This is a genomic window from Mariniphaga sediminis (genome assembly GCF_003573545.1).
Lineage (GTDB): Bacteria > Bacteroidota > Bacteroidia > Bacteroidales > Prolixibacteraceae > Mariniphaga > Mariniphaga sediminis.
This window is the reverse complement of sequence record NZ_QWET01000010.1, coordinates 166,773-183,904: the sequence shown is the minus strand read 5'-3', so window position 1 is coordinate 183,904 and position 17,132 is coordinate 166,773. Positions and strand designations below refer to the sequence as shown.

The 17,132-nt window shown below is 42.1% G+C and carries 11 protein-coding genes; 3 read left to right on the top strand and 8 right to left on the bottom strand.

Annotated elements, in window-relative coordinates; all coding sequences use genetic code 11:
* From D1164_RS23650 to D1164_RS14540, 6 genes are all read right to left on the bottom strand, one after another.
* On the bottom strand, window positions 1-187 hold a 187-nt coding region (locus D1164_RS23650; protein ID WP_206611022.1), incomplete at its 3' end, for a hypothetical protein.
* An 80-nt stretch (window positions 188-267) separates the two neighbouring features.
* A complete protein-coding gene (locus D1164_RS14560; protein WP_206611021.1) occupies window positions 268-1,647 on the bottom strand; it encodes a hypothetical protein in 1,380 nt (459 codons plus the stop codon).
* Window positions 1,648-1,705: 58 nt separating this feature from the next.
* On the bottom strand, window positions 1,706-3,118 hold the full coding sequence (locus tag D1164_RS14555) for a neutral/alkaline non-lysosomal ceramidase N-terminal domain-containing protein (protein WP_119350733.1): 1,413 nt from the start codon (window positions 3,116-3,118) through the stop codon (window positions 1,706-1,708).
* Window positions 3,119-3,124: 6 nt separating this feature from the next.
* The gene (locus tag D1164_RS14550; RefSeq protein ID WP_119350732.1) at window positions 3,125-4,510 is read right to left on the bottom strand and encodes a DegT/DnrJ/EryC1/StrS family aminotransferase; all 1,386 of its coding nucleotides are present in this window, start codon (window positions 4,508-4,510) and stop codon (window positions 3,125-3,127) included.
* 146 nt (window positions 4,511-4,656) lie between these two features.
* On the bottom strand, window positions 4,657-6,960 hold the full coding sequence (locus tag D1164_RS14545) for a LamG-like jellyroll fold domain-containing protein (protein WP_119350731.1): 2,304 nt from the start codon (window positions 6,958-6,960) through the stop codon (window positions 4,657-4,659).
* Window positions 6,961-6,991: 31 nt separating this feature from the next.
* Complete coding sequence (locus D1164_RS14540) at window positions 6,992-9,079, bottom strand: PAS domain-containing sensor histidine kinase (protein WP_119350730.1); 2,088 nt, start codon at window positions 9,077-9,079, stop codon at window positions 6,992-6,994.
* Between the two features lie 251 nt (window positions 9,080-9,330).
* Here D1164_RS14540 and pruA point away from each other — a divergent pair, with 251 nt between their 5' ends.
* The 3 genes from pruA (at window position 9,331) to D1164_RS14525 (ending at window position 12,064) form a co-directional block, all read left to right on the top strand.
* Entirely contained in the window at window positions 9,331-10,968 is a 1,638-nt protein-coding gene (pruA, locus tag D1164_RS14535) for an L-glutamate gamma-semialdehyde dehydrogenase (RefSeq protein ID WP_119350729.1), read from the top strand.
* Between the two features lie 99 nt (window positions 10,969-11,067).
* Window positions 11,068-11,379, top strand: a complete 312-nt coding sequence (locus D1164_RS14530) for an FtsB family cell division protein (RefSeq protein ID WP_172594474.1) — start codon at window positions 11,068-11,070, stop codon at window positions 11,377-11,379.
* Window positions 11,380-11,473: 94 nt separating this feature from the next.
* Entirely contained in the window at window positions 11,474-12,064 is a 591-nt protein-coding gene (locus tag D1164_RS14525; RefSeq protein ID WP_119350727.1) for a YqgE/AlgH family protein, read from the top strand.
* On the opposite strand, the gene D1164_RS14520 is transcribed toward D1164_RS14525, so the two are convergent.
* Window positions 12,054-12,854 carry an aminotransferase class IV gene (locus D1164_RS14520; protein WP_147372196.1) on the bottom strand — a complete coding sequence of 267 codons (801 nt, stop codon included), beginning with the start codon at window positions 12,852-12,854 and terminating at the stop codon, window positions 12,054-12,056. The genes D1164_RS14525 and D1164_RS14520 overlap by 11 nt on opposite strands.
* 59 nt (window positions 12,855-12,913) lie before the next feature.
* Complete coding sequence (locus tag D1164_RS14515) at window positions 12,914-17,128, bottom strand: translocation/assembly module TamB domain-containing protein (RefSeq protein ID WP_119350725.1); 4,215 nt, start codon at window positions 17,126-17,128, stop codon at window positions 12,914-12,916.
* Window positions 17,129-17,132 lie beyond the last annotated feature (4 nt).

Genomic DNA, 17,132 nt, shown 5'->3' with positions numbered 1-17,132 from the left:
TTTTATCGACATAGGGCCAATCGGGCCAGCTTTTATTTTGACGCACCGGGTTGCCGCCCAGGATTGCCAGCTTATTACTTGTTTTTGTTGCCCCAAATGCAGGGATGCTACCTATTGCTACTGCTCCAAGGGTACTGGCAGAGACGGTCCCTACAAATTTTCTTCTGGTGAAGTTTTTTGAGTTCATCTTTTTCTTTTTTGAATAGTTATTTTTTAGTCATTGTTATAAATGTCAAACAAACATTTTTTACGATGGCTGTTCTTCGGTTATTGGTTCCCAAAGGGATTTTGAATTTTTACAAAATCTTCAATTTCTTTACCTTCGTGTTTAAACCTGGCCAGTGTATAAACCGTTCCGTCTTTTCCTACAGCAATTGAATTTACATAGATTGGCCTGCTACCATCTTCATAAAATATGGGCCCGTGGTCGGTGTAAGTATTGGTAGGAATGTGGTAGGTAACCAGGTGAAGGTTTTCAAGTCCGCGCGCTGCGCCCATGGCTATTTCCTCAACACCTTTCACCCTTTTCCCGTCGATGTATATGGGACCGCCGGTCAGGTAATAAATTGTTTCCCCGTCGGGGCCAAGGTCAAATCCCAGGTAGCCGTAACTAAAGTAGTCAAACATCCCGCTTTTTTGAGATGGTTCGGAAGTTATGCGTTGCACGATTTCGACAGTTGCTTCTTTGGGGTCGAAACGGAATAAATACCCGGAATTCCCATGGACACCGTAAGCCACATTTTCTTCGGGGTACCAGACAATGCGCCTCCAGTTGTACTGCATGCTGCCGGGACGGGTGGGGTCGTATTTTCCAAAATAATCGAGCTTCAAATCTACGCCCTCTACTTTTTTGATGGAATCCCAATCGGGATGGTAAGATAAAATGTCCCCTTCGGAGGTGGAGAAGTAAACGATTCCGTCACGTGGGTCAACGACCATAGAACGGCACAGTACGCGATAGTCTTCTCCCGGCTTCCCGGCTTCTCCGTTGGCAGATACTTTTCCGAGGTTTTTTAATTCATCCTTTTTTACATCATAATGGAACAGGTATCCGTAAGGCCATGAAATGGAATAAATATGCTGGCGCAGGGTGTCCATTGTCATGGTTACAATGGCTTCCCCTTGTGGCAGGATGGCCAGGTCTTCAAACTTGCCGGTGGCTAAATCATAGGAAACGATATGTCCCCCGGGATATAGTTTATAACCTTCGGGCGCGTTTTGAACCATCATCTCCATGCCGTCAATCATTTCATAGTACCCGGCATGGGTAGACACATAGAGTTTTCCTTTGCTTTCATAAAAATTGGAGTGAGACTTTCCCTGCGGAATGGCTTTGGCACCTGCTTCTCCACATATTTCTGTAATGTCGCCCAGGTGTTCTATCTTATCTGTTTTGGGATCGTACACGTAGTATTGTCCGCCGATATCAATAGACTGGGAGGAGAGGCAGTAGTAAACCCGTCCGTCACTGGCAGTGGTAATGGTGTTGTAGGTGTCGTGGGCCAGCGGAAACCCTGAGTAGTAATGTTGGGCGGTTAATTGTTTTTTTTCCGTAACCGTGGCGCCGGTTGTTTCTTTTTTTTCTGAATTGGAACAACCCATCACAAACAATAAAATGATGATGGCAGATAAATGTACACGTTTCATAAAAATGCTATTAGTATAAAGTGAATAATTATTTTGTTTTTAATAGTTCGTTGGGTTTTTAGGGAGGGGTTAGCCCGTCTGTTAATTCATCGGGTGAAACGAGCGGAGTTATTCCCAATTGACCGGCAAGATCAGCAATTCCTCTGGTTATAGATAATTCAATTCCTGGTTTCCAGTTCGCAGGTAACCCATAAACCATGTGGGAACTATATCCTTCGTATCCCCCTTCAGATAAAACTTTTTCGGTAGGAATATACGCCATCACATCGTTTGAATATCCCATAACAAATGAGTCCTTTCCAAACATTTTTTTCAGATTGATTGCGTAGCCTATCAACAGTTCACCCCCCAGGCCGAATATATTTTGGTCTCCTAACTGCCAGATTTGGATAGGGTAGGGATATGAGGTTTTCAGTGTTTCCCCTTTTTTTGTTTTTTCGAGTAAACTTTCGGCCCAGTTTTTTTGATAGCCTTTTAATTCTTCAGTGAGTTGAACCAGTTTTTCCTTTGTAGGAGGTTCTTCTAACGGAAGGTCAATTTCAGAATAGGCATATTTCATTTGAGGCTCCAGTGGCTTCATCTCTTCACTCAGAACCCTGTTGACAGAGGCTGCAAGTTGTTGCCCATATTGTTTAGACAGAGGCACAGAACGGCGGGGCAATGGATTTTGGTCGGCGCCAGCTCCCTGGAAAAACATGGCTGTTGCTCCCTCGTAGCTTTTCTCCAGTTCCAGTTGGGCAAAACCCGGATAATCTCCTGACCACTGATAGATACTTAGAACAGTAGGGTGGCAGGCGTAACCAAATACGATGGCTTCGATTTTTCCTTTTTTGTTCTCCACTTTCATAACGGGGACGGCATAATCATTGGGGCCTTTCAGTTCGGTGAGTTCTGATATTTTTGATTCCGAATTATTTCTTCTGTTCACCTGGAATCTCGCCACCCCGTTTCCTGCGTAGATGCTTACCTCTTTCGATGAATTCCGGGCCTGTTTTGCCAGTTTAAGAATTTGAACAACCAGCCAATCGGAATATTCTTTAATTTTTAGTTCCTCACTGGAATCTACAGGATAAATATCCGTCAGGGCCTCAGCCAAAACCGGCCCTGAGTGGGTATGTGAACTGTTTAAAATTACCTGGGCTTTTGTAAGGCCCATCTCTTTTTGCAATTTTTCCCGGATACGGTCCGACAATGTTTTGGAGAACCCAAGCAAATCGGTCGTAATCAATACCCCGGTATTTCCGTTACTATCTTCCAGGAACAATGCTTTTGCCCATAAATCATGTATTTTTCCTTCAGAAGGGTGAGTTCTGGAGGCATAACCGGCCATCCACATATTCTGCGATGGGGTTATTTCTATTCTGGAAATCCCTGCTTTCCAGCTTGCTCCGCTATCCTGGCCAGATAGAAAAGCCGGGACTGAAACAAGGATAAAAAGTGCAAGGGAAAATAAGGTGCTTCGTTTTATCATTGTCAATTAGCTTTTTCTGTTTATCAAATCTGCATTCTTCTGTACTTTTTCAATCGCCTGCGCTATATTGTCAAAATCCTGTTTAGCGCCAAGCAACACCTCCTGCCCAATCCAGACAGCTTCTTCTGTACCCAATGTATCATTTACCGGACATTCGTTTTCTCTGGTGTACTTGTCGTAATTTAATTGCTCTTTTGCGTAGAATTTTTTGAAGTATTTGCTTTCAAATGCATTTTTAATAAAGGGCATTTTATTGACTCCAATATTATAACCATGACTGCAATGCAATCCTTCGGCATTCACCGCTTTTATAAATTTATCCCGCGGCATTCCGCTAAATTCTTCTTTTTTGTACCGAAAAGGGAACAGGTGGAAAGCAGCCCTTGTTACATTGGGATACAGTTTGTATGGAATTATTCCGGGAATTTCCTGTATCAGTGATTTGAGATAGGCTGCATTAACATTCCTCGCTTCTGTTTGTTCTTCCAACCGTTCCATCTGTGCCAGTCCTATAGCTGCCTGGTATTCGGTAATCCGCAGCTTGGTGCCAATCCTCACAGTTCCTGCTCCGAATGTGCCAGCAGTCGTTCCAAAGGGGTTTCCGTAATTATGAAAGGAATAACAGCGGTCCATAAATTCATCGTCATCACTTACAATGGCACCACCTTCTCCCATAGGAAGATTTTTCGAATTTTGAAAACTAAAACAACCGGCATTGCCAAATGTACCCACCTTTTTGTGGTTTACCTCTGCTAACCAGGCCTGACAGGCATCTTCCACTACCAGAAGGTCGTGTTTTTTTGCGATAGACATTATTTTTTCAATGTCGCATGGCAGTCCCAATATATGTACTGGAATAATGGCCCTGGTACGGGGAGTTATTTTTTCTTCGATTTTGTCCGGATCCATTTGGAAGGTTTCCGGGTCAACATCAACAAAAACAGGAATGGCGCCATTAAATACAATACCTGAAACAGAGGCAATAAAAGTATATGGTGTTACCAGCACTTCATCTCCCCATCCGATTTCAAGTTGTGCAAGGGAAGCATTCAGGGCGTTTGTCCCGTTAACAACAGAAAGGCAACGTTTGGACCCAATCACTTTAGCCCATTTCTCTTCAAATTCGGAAACTACATTCCTCCTGGACCATACGCCACTGCGTATCACTTCCATCAACCTTTTTTCATCGGTTTCCGGTTTCCATATTGGCCACCCGGGCCAGCTATGCGATGTAATGGCCGGTTTACCTCCCAAAATGGCGGGAGTTGATCCTTCTGAAGAATAACTTGCGAAAACTTTACCCGCAGAACCGAGACCAAGAACCGCTCCTGCTCCCAGAAGAGAATTCTTTTTAATAAAATCGCGGCGTGTACTTTTAGATGATTTATTCATGCTTATAAGTTTTAATGGTCTTTATATAAAATAGCAAATCTAACTTTCACAGACCAATACAAGGGGTAATAAATGGAGTAATGCGGAAGAATTTTCGGGAATTCTTTATTTAAATACGAATAAAAACCGCTACGGAATATAATTTTTTAAGAAGAGTGGGGACCTGGCGTTTTTTTACACAAAACTTTAAAGTCGATTGAATAGTCTTCCTGATAAAGTTCTTTATAGAGTTTTACAAAGTTGGTGTAAATATTATTTGCCAGGCTCAATTTGCCTTGTTCAATCAATAAATTAATTTTTTTCTGAAGTGCAGATTCATTCAAGGGGTCGATTAAGCTTATGATTTCGGCAAGATCAAAAAGCAGGGCGTTGTGTTCCCGGTTATCTAAAATGGAAAACATTGACAGGCAAAACTCGATAATCCTGTTATTCATTTTTTCGATAAACGGATCAAGCCACAATTCTTCTATTCCCTCAAGAAACCGGCCTTTTTTCAGAATGGCAATTAGGGAAGGTAATTGTGCCTCCAGTATTTGTTTGTTCTTCTCGTTAACCAGGTGTGACAAAATATTGTCAACCTGAGCGAATTCATTATAGAAGGTTTCTTTAAAACCAAAAAACCACCTTTTGTTACTGAAAACAAGTTCAATATGTTTAAAAGATGCCAGGCTCAATCTTAAGTTCTGTACATAGGTACTGCGGATGTTTTTGGTATTGGCAACATTTGCTCCCGGCCATAAAATTTCTGCAAGCTGTTTAGATGTGATTCCTTTATTATTTCCATGACTGTGCAACAGAATGAGGGTAAAAAGCTGTTTTAGTTTTGGGGAAAATTTCAGGCTGACTTCGGCGCCTGTAGCATCAAAAACTTTTAATCCCCCAAAGCATACAATCCTTTCACTCTCCGGTAATACTTTCTGCGGTGGCGTTTTTGTATGCCTGATTTTTAGTGCATCTGTATGTTTTTTAGGTTGCCTACGTTTTTTTATGAATAAAAAGGTTGTAACGCCAATCAGAATAATGATAAATGCAGCCAGGCCTGGCAGAAGAAAATCATTTTTACCCGACGGATTTAGATAGTGGTAATAGATTTCATCTTTATCCAATTCCCGGTTCCATATTTTTATTTCCCCCATTTCCCCGGTAAAAAACTCTTCCCACAAATTATTCCCGATCAGCAGAGTGTAGTCCGATGCCTCATACTTGCTTATAAGGTCGATTTGATCGGTCTGTATCCCGTTTACATAAAAATATATGCGGTTATTAATTTCTGAATATACCATTGCCACCTGCGTCCATACCCCAACCGGCACCGGCGACTTTTCAGAAATGAAGTCATTGATACCGGCCATCGAAAATGTTAGATTGCCATGGTATATTCCCAGGTTAAAGTTTTCTCCCTTCCCAAGTATACTGTATTTCCCGTTGCTGTCGTCTACTTTAATCCAGGCGATAATGCTAAATTTTGAACTCAGCATTTCTGTGCTTTGCGGCCCGGCATCAATATATGAACGGTTTTCAAAAACGGCAACTCCGCCAAACTTTTTATCTTTTCTGAATTTTACATGATTCGTAATAAGACCGTTTGTATTTTTCCATTTTTCATTTTTTACTTTGTTTTGAAATGTAAAATGGTCCTCCAAACCGAAATCAGGTTCATATTTAATACCATTGAAGGTTTTCATGTCGTCCGCATTACTGGTCGATTGGTAAATAATGCCAGGCGAAAACCGGTAGCCCGGTTTATAAGGAATCAGATAATTATTATACGCTTTCAACGGAAAACTGAAATAACCGTAAGTTTTTGCTTCTGTATTTTCCCAGTAAACTTCCCTGAGCAGTTTTCCGTTTTCCCAGGTAACCCCGTATATTTTTGCCATTGAATTTAAGGCTGATACTATATTTGCCGCTTCCCGGATTCCGGATGGTTTTGCGTAGATAAAATGGGGAAGTTTTCCTGTTTTTTTCCACAAATCAAAACAAGCTTCCCGGCAGTTTGAATCGTTTACAGTAACCTTCAAAAGTTCATTTTCGCTTAAGAAGGATTCAAATAACTGCGGGTCGATTGTGTCAGAAGAACAAACCAGGCTGTCTATTTCATCCGGATTGCAGACAATAATTTCAGATTGAATATCACCGGGAGCCAGCGGGGGCTTGTTTGAGATTAAAAGAATTTGAGACTGATTGGAGGAGCATGTTCTTATTTGTTCCATAAATGCTGCGCTGTGCACATCATCAACGGTAAAGGCTACGGGGATATTGGCCCGGGAATCAAAAAAGGTATCGGGCAATTTCTCATTGGCTCCAATCAGAAGAAATGATTTTAAACGGATTTGCAGCCTCGAACTATCCGGCAAGTCTTTGTAGTTAATAACATTTGCCTGAATAAAAAAAGGCAATACTGTAAAAAGCAAGACGCCTGCAAGCCGGTATTTCAATATTTTATTCAAGCTCCCCTGGTTTATTTCGTAAAAAGTTTTGTTAGCTCACTACCCTCAAATATCCCTGACCTTCTTTGAAAGGCAAAGAAAAAAAGAAAGTAGTTCCTTTTCCTGGGTCCGACTTCAGCTTTAGTTCACCTCCCAGCAATTGCACGTAATGTTGGGCAATGGGCAGTCCGATACCCGAACCGGAAGTCATATCGTTTATTTCATTTTTTACCCTGTAAAACCGGCTGAAGATATTTTCTGCCTCGCTCTTCGGAATTCCAATTCCTGTGTCGGAAACGGTAAATTTTACCTCTTCATTGTACCGCATCTCGTAACCTATATGTATTTCTCCGTTGCGGGTATATTTTACCGCATTGTCTACCAATATTTGCAGTGCTTCCATCAGAAGTCGGCGATCGGTAACAAACCCGAAGGAAGAGTTAGGTACATCAAGGTTCAGTTGCATCTTTACCTGCCTTCCGTCTGGGATGAGTGGTTTGTACCGGGTATAAATATCACGCATCAGGGTGTTGACAGGGCAGAAATTCATAGAAAGATCAATGGCATTGGTTTCAATTTTGGAAAGATGGATAGTATTATCGATCATGTTAAGCAATTGGGTTCCGTTTTGCGAAATGGCATCCGACAATTCGGTACGTTCCGCAGAGCCAAGTCCTCCTTCAGCCAGTATGCGGGTAAAGTTGGTAATAATATTTAGCGGGGTTCGGATTTCGTGTGACAGGTTTGCCAGGAAAGCGGATTTCAGACGATCGCTTTCTTCTGCTTTTTTTAGTGCCCTTTCCAGGTTGAATTCGGCCGTTTTCCGGCGGGTAATGTCGCGTGCAATGGAAATAACCGAACGGGCACTCAGTTTGGCAAGCCGCATCTCGAAAAGGTAAGTGCCGTTTGGTGTATTCAATGAATATTCAATGGTTTCAATAGAATTGGTTTTTAGGCACGACTGGATACACGTTAATATTTTTGCAGCCATGTTTTCCGGGAACCCAACGTCGAAAATAGTACTGCCCACAATATTGGTATCTTCCACTTTAAACAGGTCGCTCTCTTTTATCACAAAGTCTTCGTAAGTCCCGTCTTTTCCAATGACAAAAAACATATCAGGAATGGTTTCGAGCAGTACTTTGTAACGTCGTCTGCCTTGCTCCAGTTCCGCCAGCTTTTTCTTGGCTTTGGTTATGTCTTCAAGAATAATATAGAAGGTGTTAAAATCGGGTTTAAGGACATGGATTTTAAACCATAATTCCAACTTGGTAGCATGAAACTCTTTTGTCTTGTGATCTTCAAACAGCAAAATTTTATTTAAATCAAAATGATCGCGCAGCACCAGTTCAAAGATATAATTGGCCTCCTGATTTTTGACTTCATGAAGTTGAATATTGAAAACCGATTCAAATATATTGTTTACCTTTTCTACCTTCAGGTTCACTACATTCCCTTCCTCATCCCGTAACGCTTTAATCTCAACCACCGGGAATCCGGATTCACGAATAACTTTGGAAATACTTTGACGGGTTGTTTTTAGATTTTCAGTCAGGGAGGTGGCAATTTTGTTGTATTTAAACCGGAGAACAAGTCCGCCGGAAATCAACAGAATGAAAATGACCAACGGATGGGGAATCAGAAAATTGTTTCCGGCCACAAAGTCGAAAAAATGATTGGCCTTTATGAGTTGAACCCCAATGGCAGATGCGGAAAGAATAGAGTAAAGGATGATTTTCGATATGGATTCAGAAAAATAAAACAGAAAAAAAGCTCCTGCCAGAAGCCATCCAACGGTCTGGTAAACGGTGTCAGTTAGTGGTTGGTGTATCGAAAAGTCAGCAATGTAGTAAGCATAAACAAATAAAGGAACCGTAAAGAAGGTATTTAAAGCCGCATTAAATTTATTGTTCAAAAAAAATGAAACCGACAGAACAGCTACTAATACCAAACCTATGTCACAAATAGGGCAAAAGTTTTCTGCGTTGATAATAAACCTGAAGGTCAGTCGAATGAGTGCGGCCAAAAGCAGTAATGCCAGTGAAATCAGCATTTCAAAAAGCCGTTTTTTTTCTTCGCCTGATTTTTTTGGCCACAGCTTTTCTGTAATAATATGGAAAAAAGGTTTGCTCACCGCCATAAAAATAAAGATAATGGCTTTAAAAGTGCCAATTTCTCAAAATAAATTGAATATACAAAGTTCTCGCGAATTTTGAATTTAAAAAGATGACTTTTGTTCTGTTTTTGAGGGGTGTGTATTTAAGATATTGTTTATTAGTATAATACAGGTTGTTAAAATCCATTTGAACTGATTTTTGTTATGATTTCGGCAGGGTATATTTTTTAGTTTTGTAAGGAAGGAGTTGAATAATAATTACTAAAACCAGAAATATGTCAAAAGGATTTTTTAATGTGCCTGTTCCAAAAAATGAGCCGGTGTTGAGCTATGCTCCCGGTAGTAAGGAAAGGGAAGAAGTGAAAAAAATGCTGGAAACATTGCGTTCGGCTGAGGTTGAACTACCCATGGTGATTGGCGGAAAGGATGTGTTCACAGACCGAAAAGTCAGGATGTTTCCTCCGCATGAGTTAAATCATACACTTGGTTATTATAACCAGGGAGATTCCAGCCATGTAGAGATGGCTATTGATGCGGCGCTTGAAGCGCGGGAAAAATGGATGAACCTTTCGTGGCAACACCGGGCTTCTGTTTTTCTGAAAGCTGCTGATTTACTTGTCGGGCCTTACCGGGCAAAAATCAATGCTGCGTCCATGCTTGGACAGTCGAAAAATATTTACCAGGCCGAAATTGATGCGGCATGCGAATTGGCCGACTTTTACCGGTTTGGGGTAAAAGCAATGTCTGACATTTATAAAATGCAGCCGGCTTCAACACCCGGAATTTGGAATTACAACGAGTTTCGTCCGCTGGAAGGTTTTGTATTTGCACTTACCCCTTTCAATTTTACATCCATTGCCGGGAACCTGCCGGCAGCTCCGGCATTAATGGGTAACGTAGTGGTTTGGAAGCCATCGAAAACGGCTGTTTATTCTGCCGGTGTTATTATGGAAGTTTTGCGGGAGGCAGGTCTGCCTGATGGCGTAATTAACCTGATTTATGCGCCGGGGCCAACAGTTGCTGACGTTGTTTTAACCCATCCTGATTTTGCCGGAATACATTTTACCGGTTCCACGAGTGTATTTCAGGGAATATGGAAAACTATCGGGAACAATATTGAAAAGTATAAAAGCTATCCGCGCATTGTAGGGGAAACAGGAGGAAAAGATTTTATTTTTGCCGATAACACGGTTAAGATTCCCGAACTGACTACTGCCATTGTGCGGGGAGCCTTCGAATACCAGGGGCAAAAATGTTCCGCTGCCTCCAGGGTATATGTTCCCAAAAGTATCTGGCCAAAATTGAAACAGCAGTTGGGAGAGATGCTGTCAACCGTAAAAATGGGGCCACCGGAGGACTTTACCAATTTTATTAACGCTGTAATTGATGAGGCTTCTTTCAATAAATTGAAAGGATACATCGACAGGGCTAGGGAAGATAAAGATGCCGGGGTTATTTTTGGAGGAAAATGCGACAAATCGGCTGGTTATTTTATCGAACCCACTGTTATCCTGGCTAAAAAGCCCAACTATGTTACCATGGAAGAGGAGTTATTCGGCCCGGTAGTAACCATTTATGTTTATGCCGATGAAAAACTGGACGAAACACTCAATATACTGGACACTACTTCTGTTTACGGTCTCACAGGGGCTGTTTTCTCTCAAGATCGGTATAACATCGAAAAAATAACCAAACGGTTGACACACGCTGCCGGTAACTTTTATATTAACGATAAGCCAACCGGCGCAGTGGTTAACCAGCAACCTTTCGGAGGTGCCCGTGGTTCGGGAACCAACGATAAAGCCGGCACGCTGTTCAATTTTCTGCGGTGGGTTTCTATCCGTTCCGTGAAAGAGAACTTTGTACCGCCTACAGATTATATGTATCCGAATTTTTTCCCGGAAAAAGAATAGAGAGTTAACGGGTAATTGTTTATAAAAAGGGGGATGAAATGTTTGTCCCTCTTTTTTTTGCGTGTGTATTGTATTATTTTTGACCTCAAACAATCAGGTATGGAAAATGGTATTCCTAATAGAAAAAAATGGTATAGAGTACTAAAAAACAGGTATTTTATTGCCTCTCTGTTGTTTTTGGCCTGGATTGTTTTTTTCGATGAAAACAGTTTCGTGTCCCATGCTGAGAACAAAAGGCGATTGAATGAACTTGTACGGCAAAAGGAATATTACCTGGAACGCATTAAAGAGGACGAGCAAAAACTGGAAGACCTGAATGCCGGGAAAAAGGAGTTGGAAAGATTTGCCCGCGAACAATATTTTATGAGCAAACCAGACGAGGATATTTATATCGTTGTAGAAGAAGACTGAATCCAGCCTCCCGAAATTTTTCGCATAATTTTTGTAATGTGGTTATCAACTGTTTGATGAATAGTTGTATTTTTCTTATATTGCCATAGAGAACATGAAAGACAAATTAGACATATTCAGGATCCAAACAAATAACGTGGCGCCCGAGAAAGGCCGTGTACTCATTGCCGAACCTTTTTTACCCGGAAACTATTTTAACCGCTCGGTTATTCTTTTGGTAGCATATAGCGAAAAGGGGGCCGTAGGATTTATTCTGAATAAAAAGGTAGATTTGGCGATTCACGATATTATGCCGGGGTTCCCTGATTTTGAGGGAGATGTTTACCTGGGAGGTCCGGTGGCTACCGATTCAATTTATTTTATTCACAAATTGGGGAAAAAACTCCCCGGAAGTATCCATGTGCTGGGTAATGTCTGGTGGGGTGGCGACTTTGAGGTATTGAAACAGCAAATTGCCGCCGGGCAGATAAATACATCCGACGTCCGGTTTTTTGTCGGTTACTCAGGATGGGATTCGGGCCAGTTGGAAAGGGAGTTAAAGGAAGATTCGTGGCTGGTAAACGACGTGGATGAAGAAACAGTGATGCGTGAATTGCAAGGAGATTCGTGGGTTGAGTTTGTGAAAAAGGTGGGACAACGCTACACTATGTGGGAAAATTTCCCCGAGAATCCGGCTATGAATTAGTTTGACTGAGCCGTTCGTTTAATTTTTGATAAATGATTCCGGAATAGTGGTGAAGAAACCGTTTATTCTCAATTCCCATAATCCACTGAAATCCCAATATTTCCGATGCGATAAAAATCTCGTCCATTTCCCATAGTTCGGGTATTGTACTTTTTTTCCGTTCCGTAACGTTCAATCCGGATTGGGTTGCCGTGTCCAGAATGAAAGGCTTCAAAACGTCAATGTAACTGCCTGCCTCTGACGACGGGGTGAACAGTTCGTTTCCTTTTACCATAAATATGTTTGCGCGGGCACATTCACAAATAGCATCCTTTTCGTTCAGAAAAATTACCTGTTGAAAATAGGTGTCACGGATTTCTGCCAGTCCCGCCTGCCAAAGTCCCTCATTAAAAAAGGCGAACCGGCTCAGGGTGTTTCCACTGTTTTTTTTCTGTTTTGAAAAAGTAACAAGTAAGCCTTCTTTCGAAACGGGAAAATCGAAGTTTTCAAAGGCGTTGCAGGTAATCAGTGTGTGTACGCTTTCATTGTTCCAGAATAATTGGAAATGGATATTTCCCGAACGGTAAAATTTGTTCTTGTTGAGCATGCGTTTTGTTAACCGGAAGAGTTCCCGTTCGTTTTCAAATTCTGCCGGGAAAGGGAGTTTTAATACCTCCGCCTGGGTTTTCAATAATTCCAGATTTTCATAAAAAAGAGGTATCCCCCCGAATCCATACCACATTTTCTGAGAGAGCCGGAAAGAAGCATCTAAAAATACCATATCCGGATTTATTCCATCCGTTTCAGTCATCTTTCCGTTTACAAGTATGAATTTTTTCGTATGTGGCACCTCTGCATTCAAATTAAAGCTTATTCTGCGTCAAATTTAAGAATAACATCAAAACCGCTGTCGTTTGATGAGTTGTTAAGTTCAAAAAATAAAAAGCGGAACAGTTCGTATTCCAGTTTTACTTCGTACTTGGCAATATTTTTTTCATCGGTTTCTCCAAATCGCTGCTCGTAGCTTACAAACAGATCGTTTGTGAGATATTTGCCCACAACAACCGTAGCATTGTCAAAGCCTCCGTCACTTTTCACTTCGATGTAATCGACATCTAGTTTGTCACCTAAAAAGTTGGTGATCTGAGAAGAAAGAATGGATGCTGCTGCCTTTCCGGCCAGTCCACCGCCGCCTGCGCCGGCCACATTGTAGTGTTCATCAATGGTCAATTCGTTCATGCTTTTTCCAAACAAAATATAGGATAAGGCATCTCCTTCGCTCACCGAACTTTCATCCAGTTGGAAACTCACTTCGGGAGAGTTGGCTGTACCTTTAATATTGACCGAAAGTTTTTGTTCTACCCGTTGAGCATTTCTGAATGTGTAGGATGCGTTGATATCCATTTGGGGAACCATTTCTTCCCCTCCCTGAAACCGTATGGAGCCATCATCAATAACAAAAGTTTTTCCTAGCATATCGTATTGTCCCCTTACTACATCTACTGAACCAAACAGTTCAAAATAGTCGTTGTTTTTAATGAGTTCGACATCTCCGGATACTTCGACGTATAAATACTCATTTCTGATCCAGGTGTTTCGCGGGATTTTAATGCGAAGTTTCCCGTTGAATTGATCGAGGTAATCGAACCGGGTGCTGTCTGCTTTTATCTTTACAGGGGGTGCTATGTTTACGGAGTCACCGGAAGCAGACATTTTTTCCATTTCCTGCATCAAAACAGGTTTGGGCATTTCCGGTATGGTGGCTTTTCCCAGCATACGCATGACTGCGGGAATATAAATTTCGGCCTGGGGAATAGTCACTTCGCCACTGTAAACCACTTCGCCTTTTTTCCCGCCAAGTGCGGCATCTCCGCTTACCTGCATGTTAAACTGCCGGTGATTGAAAGGTTGGAATTTATCAAACTTCAGAGTAATTTCCGACTGGCTGACATTGCCTTTGTAAAAATCCGAAGCAAAGTCAATCCTGCCTGTTCCGGTCAGGTTGCCGTCTTTACTCTGTATCCGAAAATTGTTTACTTCCAGTTTATCGCGTAAAAAATCGAGGTCGAGACTGACATCACGATAGTCAATCCCATATTCATTCATTTTTACTGAAGCATCTTTCAGGCTCAGGTTCCCGGAAGGCTGGGGAGAACCGATTGGCCCGGAAACGTTTATTTCCCCCTCAAGAGATCCTTCGATGGTGCCCGCCGGGTTTATTGCCTGCAGAACGGCCAGGGAGATTTTGTTCACCAAAAGTTTTGCGCTTACCGAATCTTTCGGGTTGATCCCGATACTTAATGAATCGGGTTGGTATCTGAGTGGTAGCGTCGCGGTTAAATTCAATCGGCCACTGTCTTGAGGAACAATCAGGTTTTCAGTAGAAAAAAGATTGTTTTTGAAATCGAACTTTCCGCCAAAACCGGGAAAACCGTATCCACTGAAAGCGGCGTCGTTCACCGTATAGTTTCCGGATAGGAGAGGGGCTTCCACTGTTCCTGAGATGTTGATATCTCCTGCAAGAAATCCGGAGATATTTTTTGAGATTTCCAATGTTTCGAGTATGTTGAGGGGTAAATCCCTGACAGTAAGCAGCCCTTGTACCGAATCTTTGGGATTAAAGTGAACGGCCATCGAATCGGGTTGAAACCCAAGCGGAAGGGAAGCTGAAAATGCTATCTTTCCACTGTCCCCGGGAAGTACCAGTGTTTCTATACTAACCCGGTTTTCGATATGTTTCACATTCCCGGAAATTTCGGCAATCCGGAATCCGTTATAGGCAACGTCATTCAATAAAAACTCCGAAAATAAAAGTAGGGAGTCGGCAGTCCCTTTCAAGTCCAGTTGTATATCAAGCAGCCCGGAAACCGGTTGTTCAAGTCCAAACAGCTCACTGAAATCACCTACATTTAAGCGGCCTGTTTCCAGTGTAAAATTTTCTTCTCCGTCCAGGCTAATGTTTCCTTCCGCAAAAAGGAACAGGGAATGATTCATGTCATTTGATATCAGTCGGAGGTTTTCCACATAATAATTTAACGGTTCAATCTCGATTATGGCCGGGGGGTTTTGCAGCATCCACCGTTTGTCTTTAAAGGCTATTTCCCAATCTTCGAGAGTAACCCTTGTTTTTCTGCCCGGGACAACGCCGGTTTGCAACCGGGTGGAAAAATCACCGGCTGTCAGATTGGTTGTCAGAAATACCGAATCCGGAGTGCCTTCCATTTGTGCTGCAACGGAGTCTATCTTCAGTGCCCCCGATGTTATTCCTGCTGCCAACAGTTGTGCATTAAAAATAGTGTCTTTCGGCATTAGCCTTACTGTTGCGTTTAAAGTAAGCTCGCCCAGCAAGTGTGTTTCATATTGTGTGGAATCCAGTTTGGCCTGCGATTCCAGATGTAGTGAGTCGGGTTTCCCGCTTAACCGGGCAGTCAGTGTGCCGCGGGTTTTCAGGTTGCTGCCCGGGAGGTAGGTGCTGAATTCCTCCAACCCTGAAAATTCAGTGGCAAGCAGTAAATTAGAAGACGTTATAAAACTGTAATTCCCTTTAGCAGTGAGTGTGGCCGTTTGGGTTTTTAACCACAATGAATCCAGTTGGATATTCTGGCTGCTGTAGCGGGCTGATGCAACCATATTTTCCAAACCGATTTTCTGGAAAAATGAGTTGGAAACGGTCATCCGGATAGCTGCCTTTATTTTTTCAGGGGTAAATTCTTCTCCTTTAATGTGCGCGGTTATATTCATGTTTGAACTCAGATTGGCCCTTCCGGTAAGTCGCGCCAGATCAAGATTACGGGTAGTAATTTTTGCCGAGTAGACCGGATTTTTCATCACGTCCTGAATGGAATGGTTTAGTTTGATATTTCCAAATTTTCCGCTTCCCTGCAAAAGGCCTGACAGGTTTCCACTGTTTAGGCTTACGTCAAAAAACAGTTTGTCCGGTTGGTTGTCTTTTGCCAGCCAGTTATTCAGTTGCCCCGTAACCTGGACGCTGGCTGTGCCGGGGTCGGTTCCCCTGCCTGTTGCTGAAATCTCTCCGTTGATAAAGTAGTTCAGTTTAGGATTTCCCAGCCAGTGGGCCAGTTCAACATTGTCAAATTTTCCTGTAAGCGCATAATCAAGTTGGGTTTCATCCGTATGGAAAAGAAATGGAACAAGGTTGGTGGATGAAAGAAATAACTGAATCTTCTGGTTTTGATTTTCCATTTCAAGGGCAACCCGGGTGATTTCCTCTGTCATGCCGGCATTGATATTGATTTTTGGCCGGACAGGTATTTTCAGGTGGGGAATAAAGTAGCTGAATTCTTTTACATCAAGTGCAGGGCTGTTAATTTGGGCATTTCCGGTATGAAGTTCCTGTTCAAAACCAGCTTCTCCCTCCAAAAGGTTTTTTGCCGTTTGCAACCTGAAATTTTTCAGCTCCATAAAATTTGGGTTGCGGGTAAAAGAAAATTCAAGCTGGGATAAGCTAAAATCAGGATGGATGGTGTTGAAGGAAAACTGTTTCAGGGTGGCTTGCTGTTCGTTTTCTGAAAAATAAAATGACAGTTCTGTATTCAGGTTTTCAACCGTTTGAGGAATAATGGTATCCAAGGTTTTTGTTCGGATAGTTCCTTCCACAATGCGGAATGCCGAAAGCTTTAGTCTCATCGCCGTCTGACCGTCGGAATCTGTAGTCTCTTTTTTTTGTCCGGGTTTCATTAAGTTCCGGATGTTCCAGGTGGAATCGTTTTGTTGTTCGAGATATAACTGCGGCCTGATAATTTCAGCAGAATATACATCGATTGTTTTGTTCCATAGTGGCCACAGGTTATAACTGGCATTTATTTCAGCAATGCCCGCTAAAGTATCCGTTCCTTGCGTAATAAATACATCTTTTAAAATGAGGTGGGAGAAGAAGTTTCCTTCTATTTTCCCGATGACCAGATTTCCGTTTAGTAAACGGGAGGTTTGTTTTTCTGCAAGATCGGCAATTTTTCTTTTGGCCGGTTCCGTTTGAATGAGCAGACCTGCCAATACCATAAAAAATATGACTCCCAGGACAATCCATCCCGGAACAAGAAGGCTGTATTTTATTCCTTTCTTCATTTTT

Excerpts from the sequence above, each read along its gene's own strand:
- pruA (WP_119350729.1), top strand. The coding sequence starts at position 9,331 with ATGTCAAAAGGATTTTTTAATGTGCCTGTTCCAAAAAATGAGCCGGTG.
- D1164_RS14540 (WP_119350730.1), bottom strand. The coding sequence starts at position 9,079 with ATGGCGGTGAGCAAACCTTTTTTCCATATTATTACAGAAAAGCTGTGG.
- D1164_RS14520 (WP_147372196.1), bottom strand. The coding sequence starts at position 12,854 with ATGACTGAAACGGATGGAATAAATCCGGATATGGTATTTTTAGATGCT.
- D1164_RS14555 (WP_119350733.1), bottom strand. The coding sequence starts at position 3,118 with ATGATAAAACGAAGCACCTTATTTTCCCTTGCACTTTTTATCCTTGTT.
- D1164_RS14530 (WP_172594474.1), top strand. The coding sequence starts at position 11,068 with ATGGAAAATGGTATTCCTAATAGAAAAAAATGGTATAGAGTACTAAAA.
- D1164_RS14525 (WP_119350727.1), top strand. The coding sequence starts at position 11,474 with ATGAAAGACAAATTAGACATATTCAGGATCCAAACAAATAACGTGGCG.
- D1164_RS14515 (WP_119350725.1), bottom strand. The coding sequence starts at position 17,128 with ATGAAGAAAGGAATAAAATACAGCCTTCTTGTTCCGGGATGGATTGTC.
- D1164_RS14560 (WP_206611021.1), bottom strand. The coding sequence starts at position 1,647 with ATGAAACGTGTACATTTATCTGCCATCATCATTTTATTGTTTGTGATG.
- D1164_RS14550 (WP_119350732.1), bottom strand. The coding sequence starts at position 4,510 with ATGAATAAATCATCTAAAAGTACACGCCGCGATTTTATTAAAAAGAAT.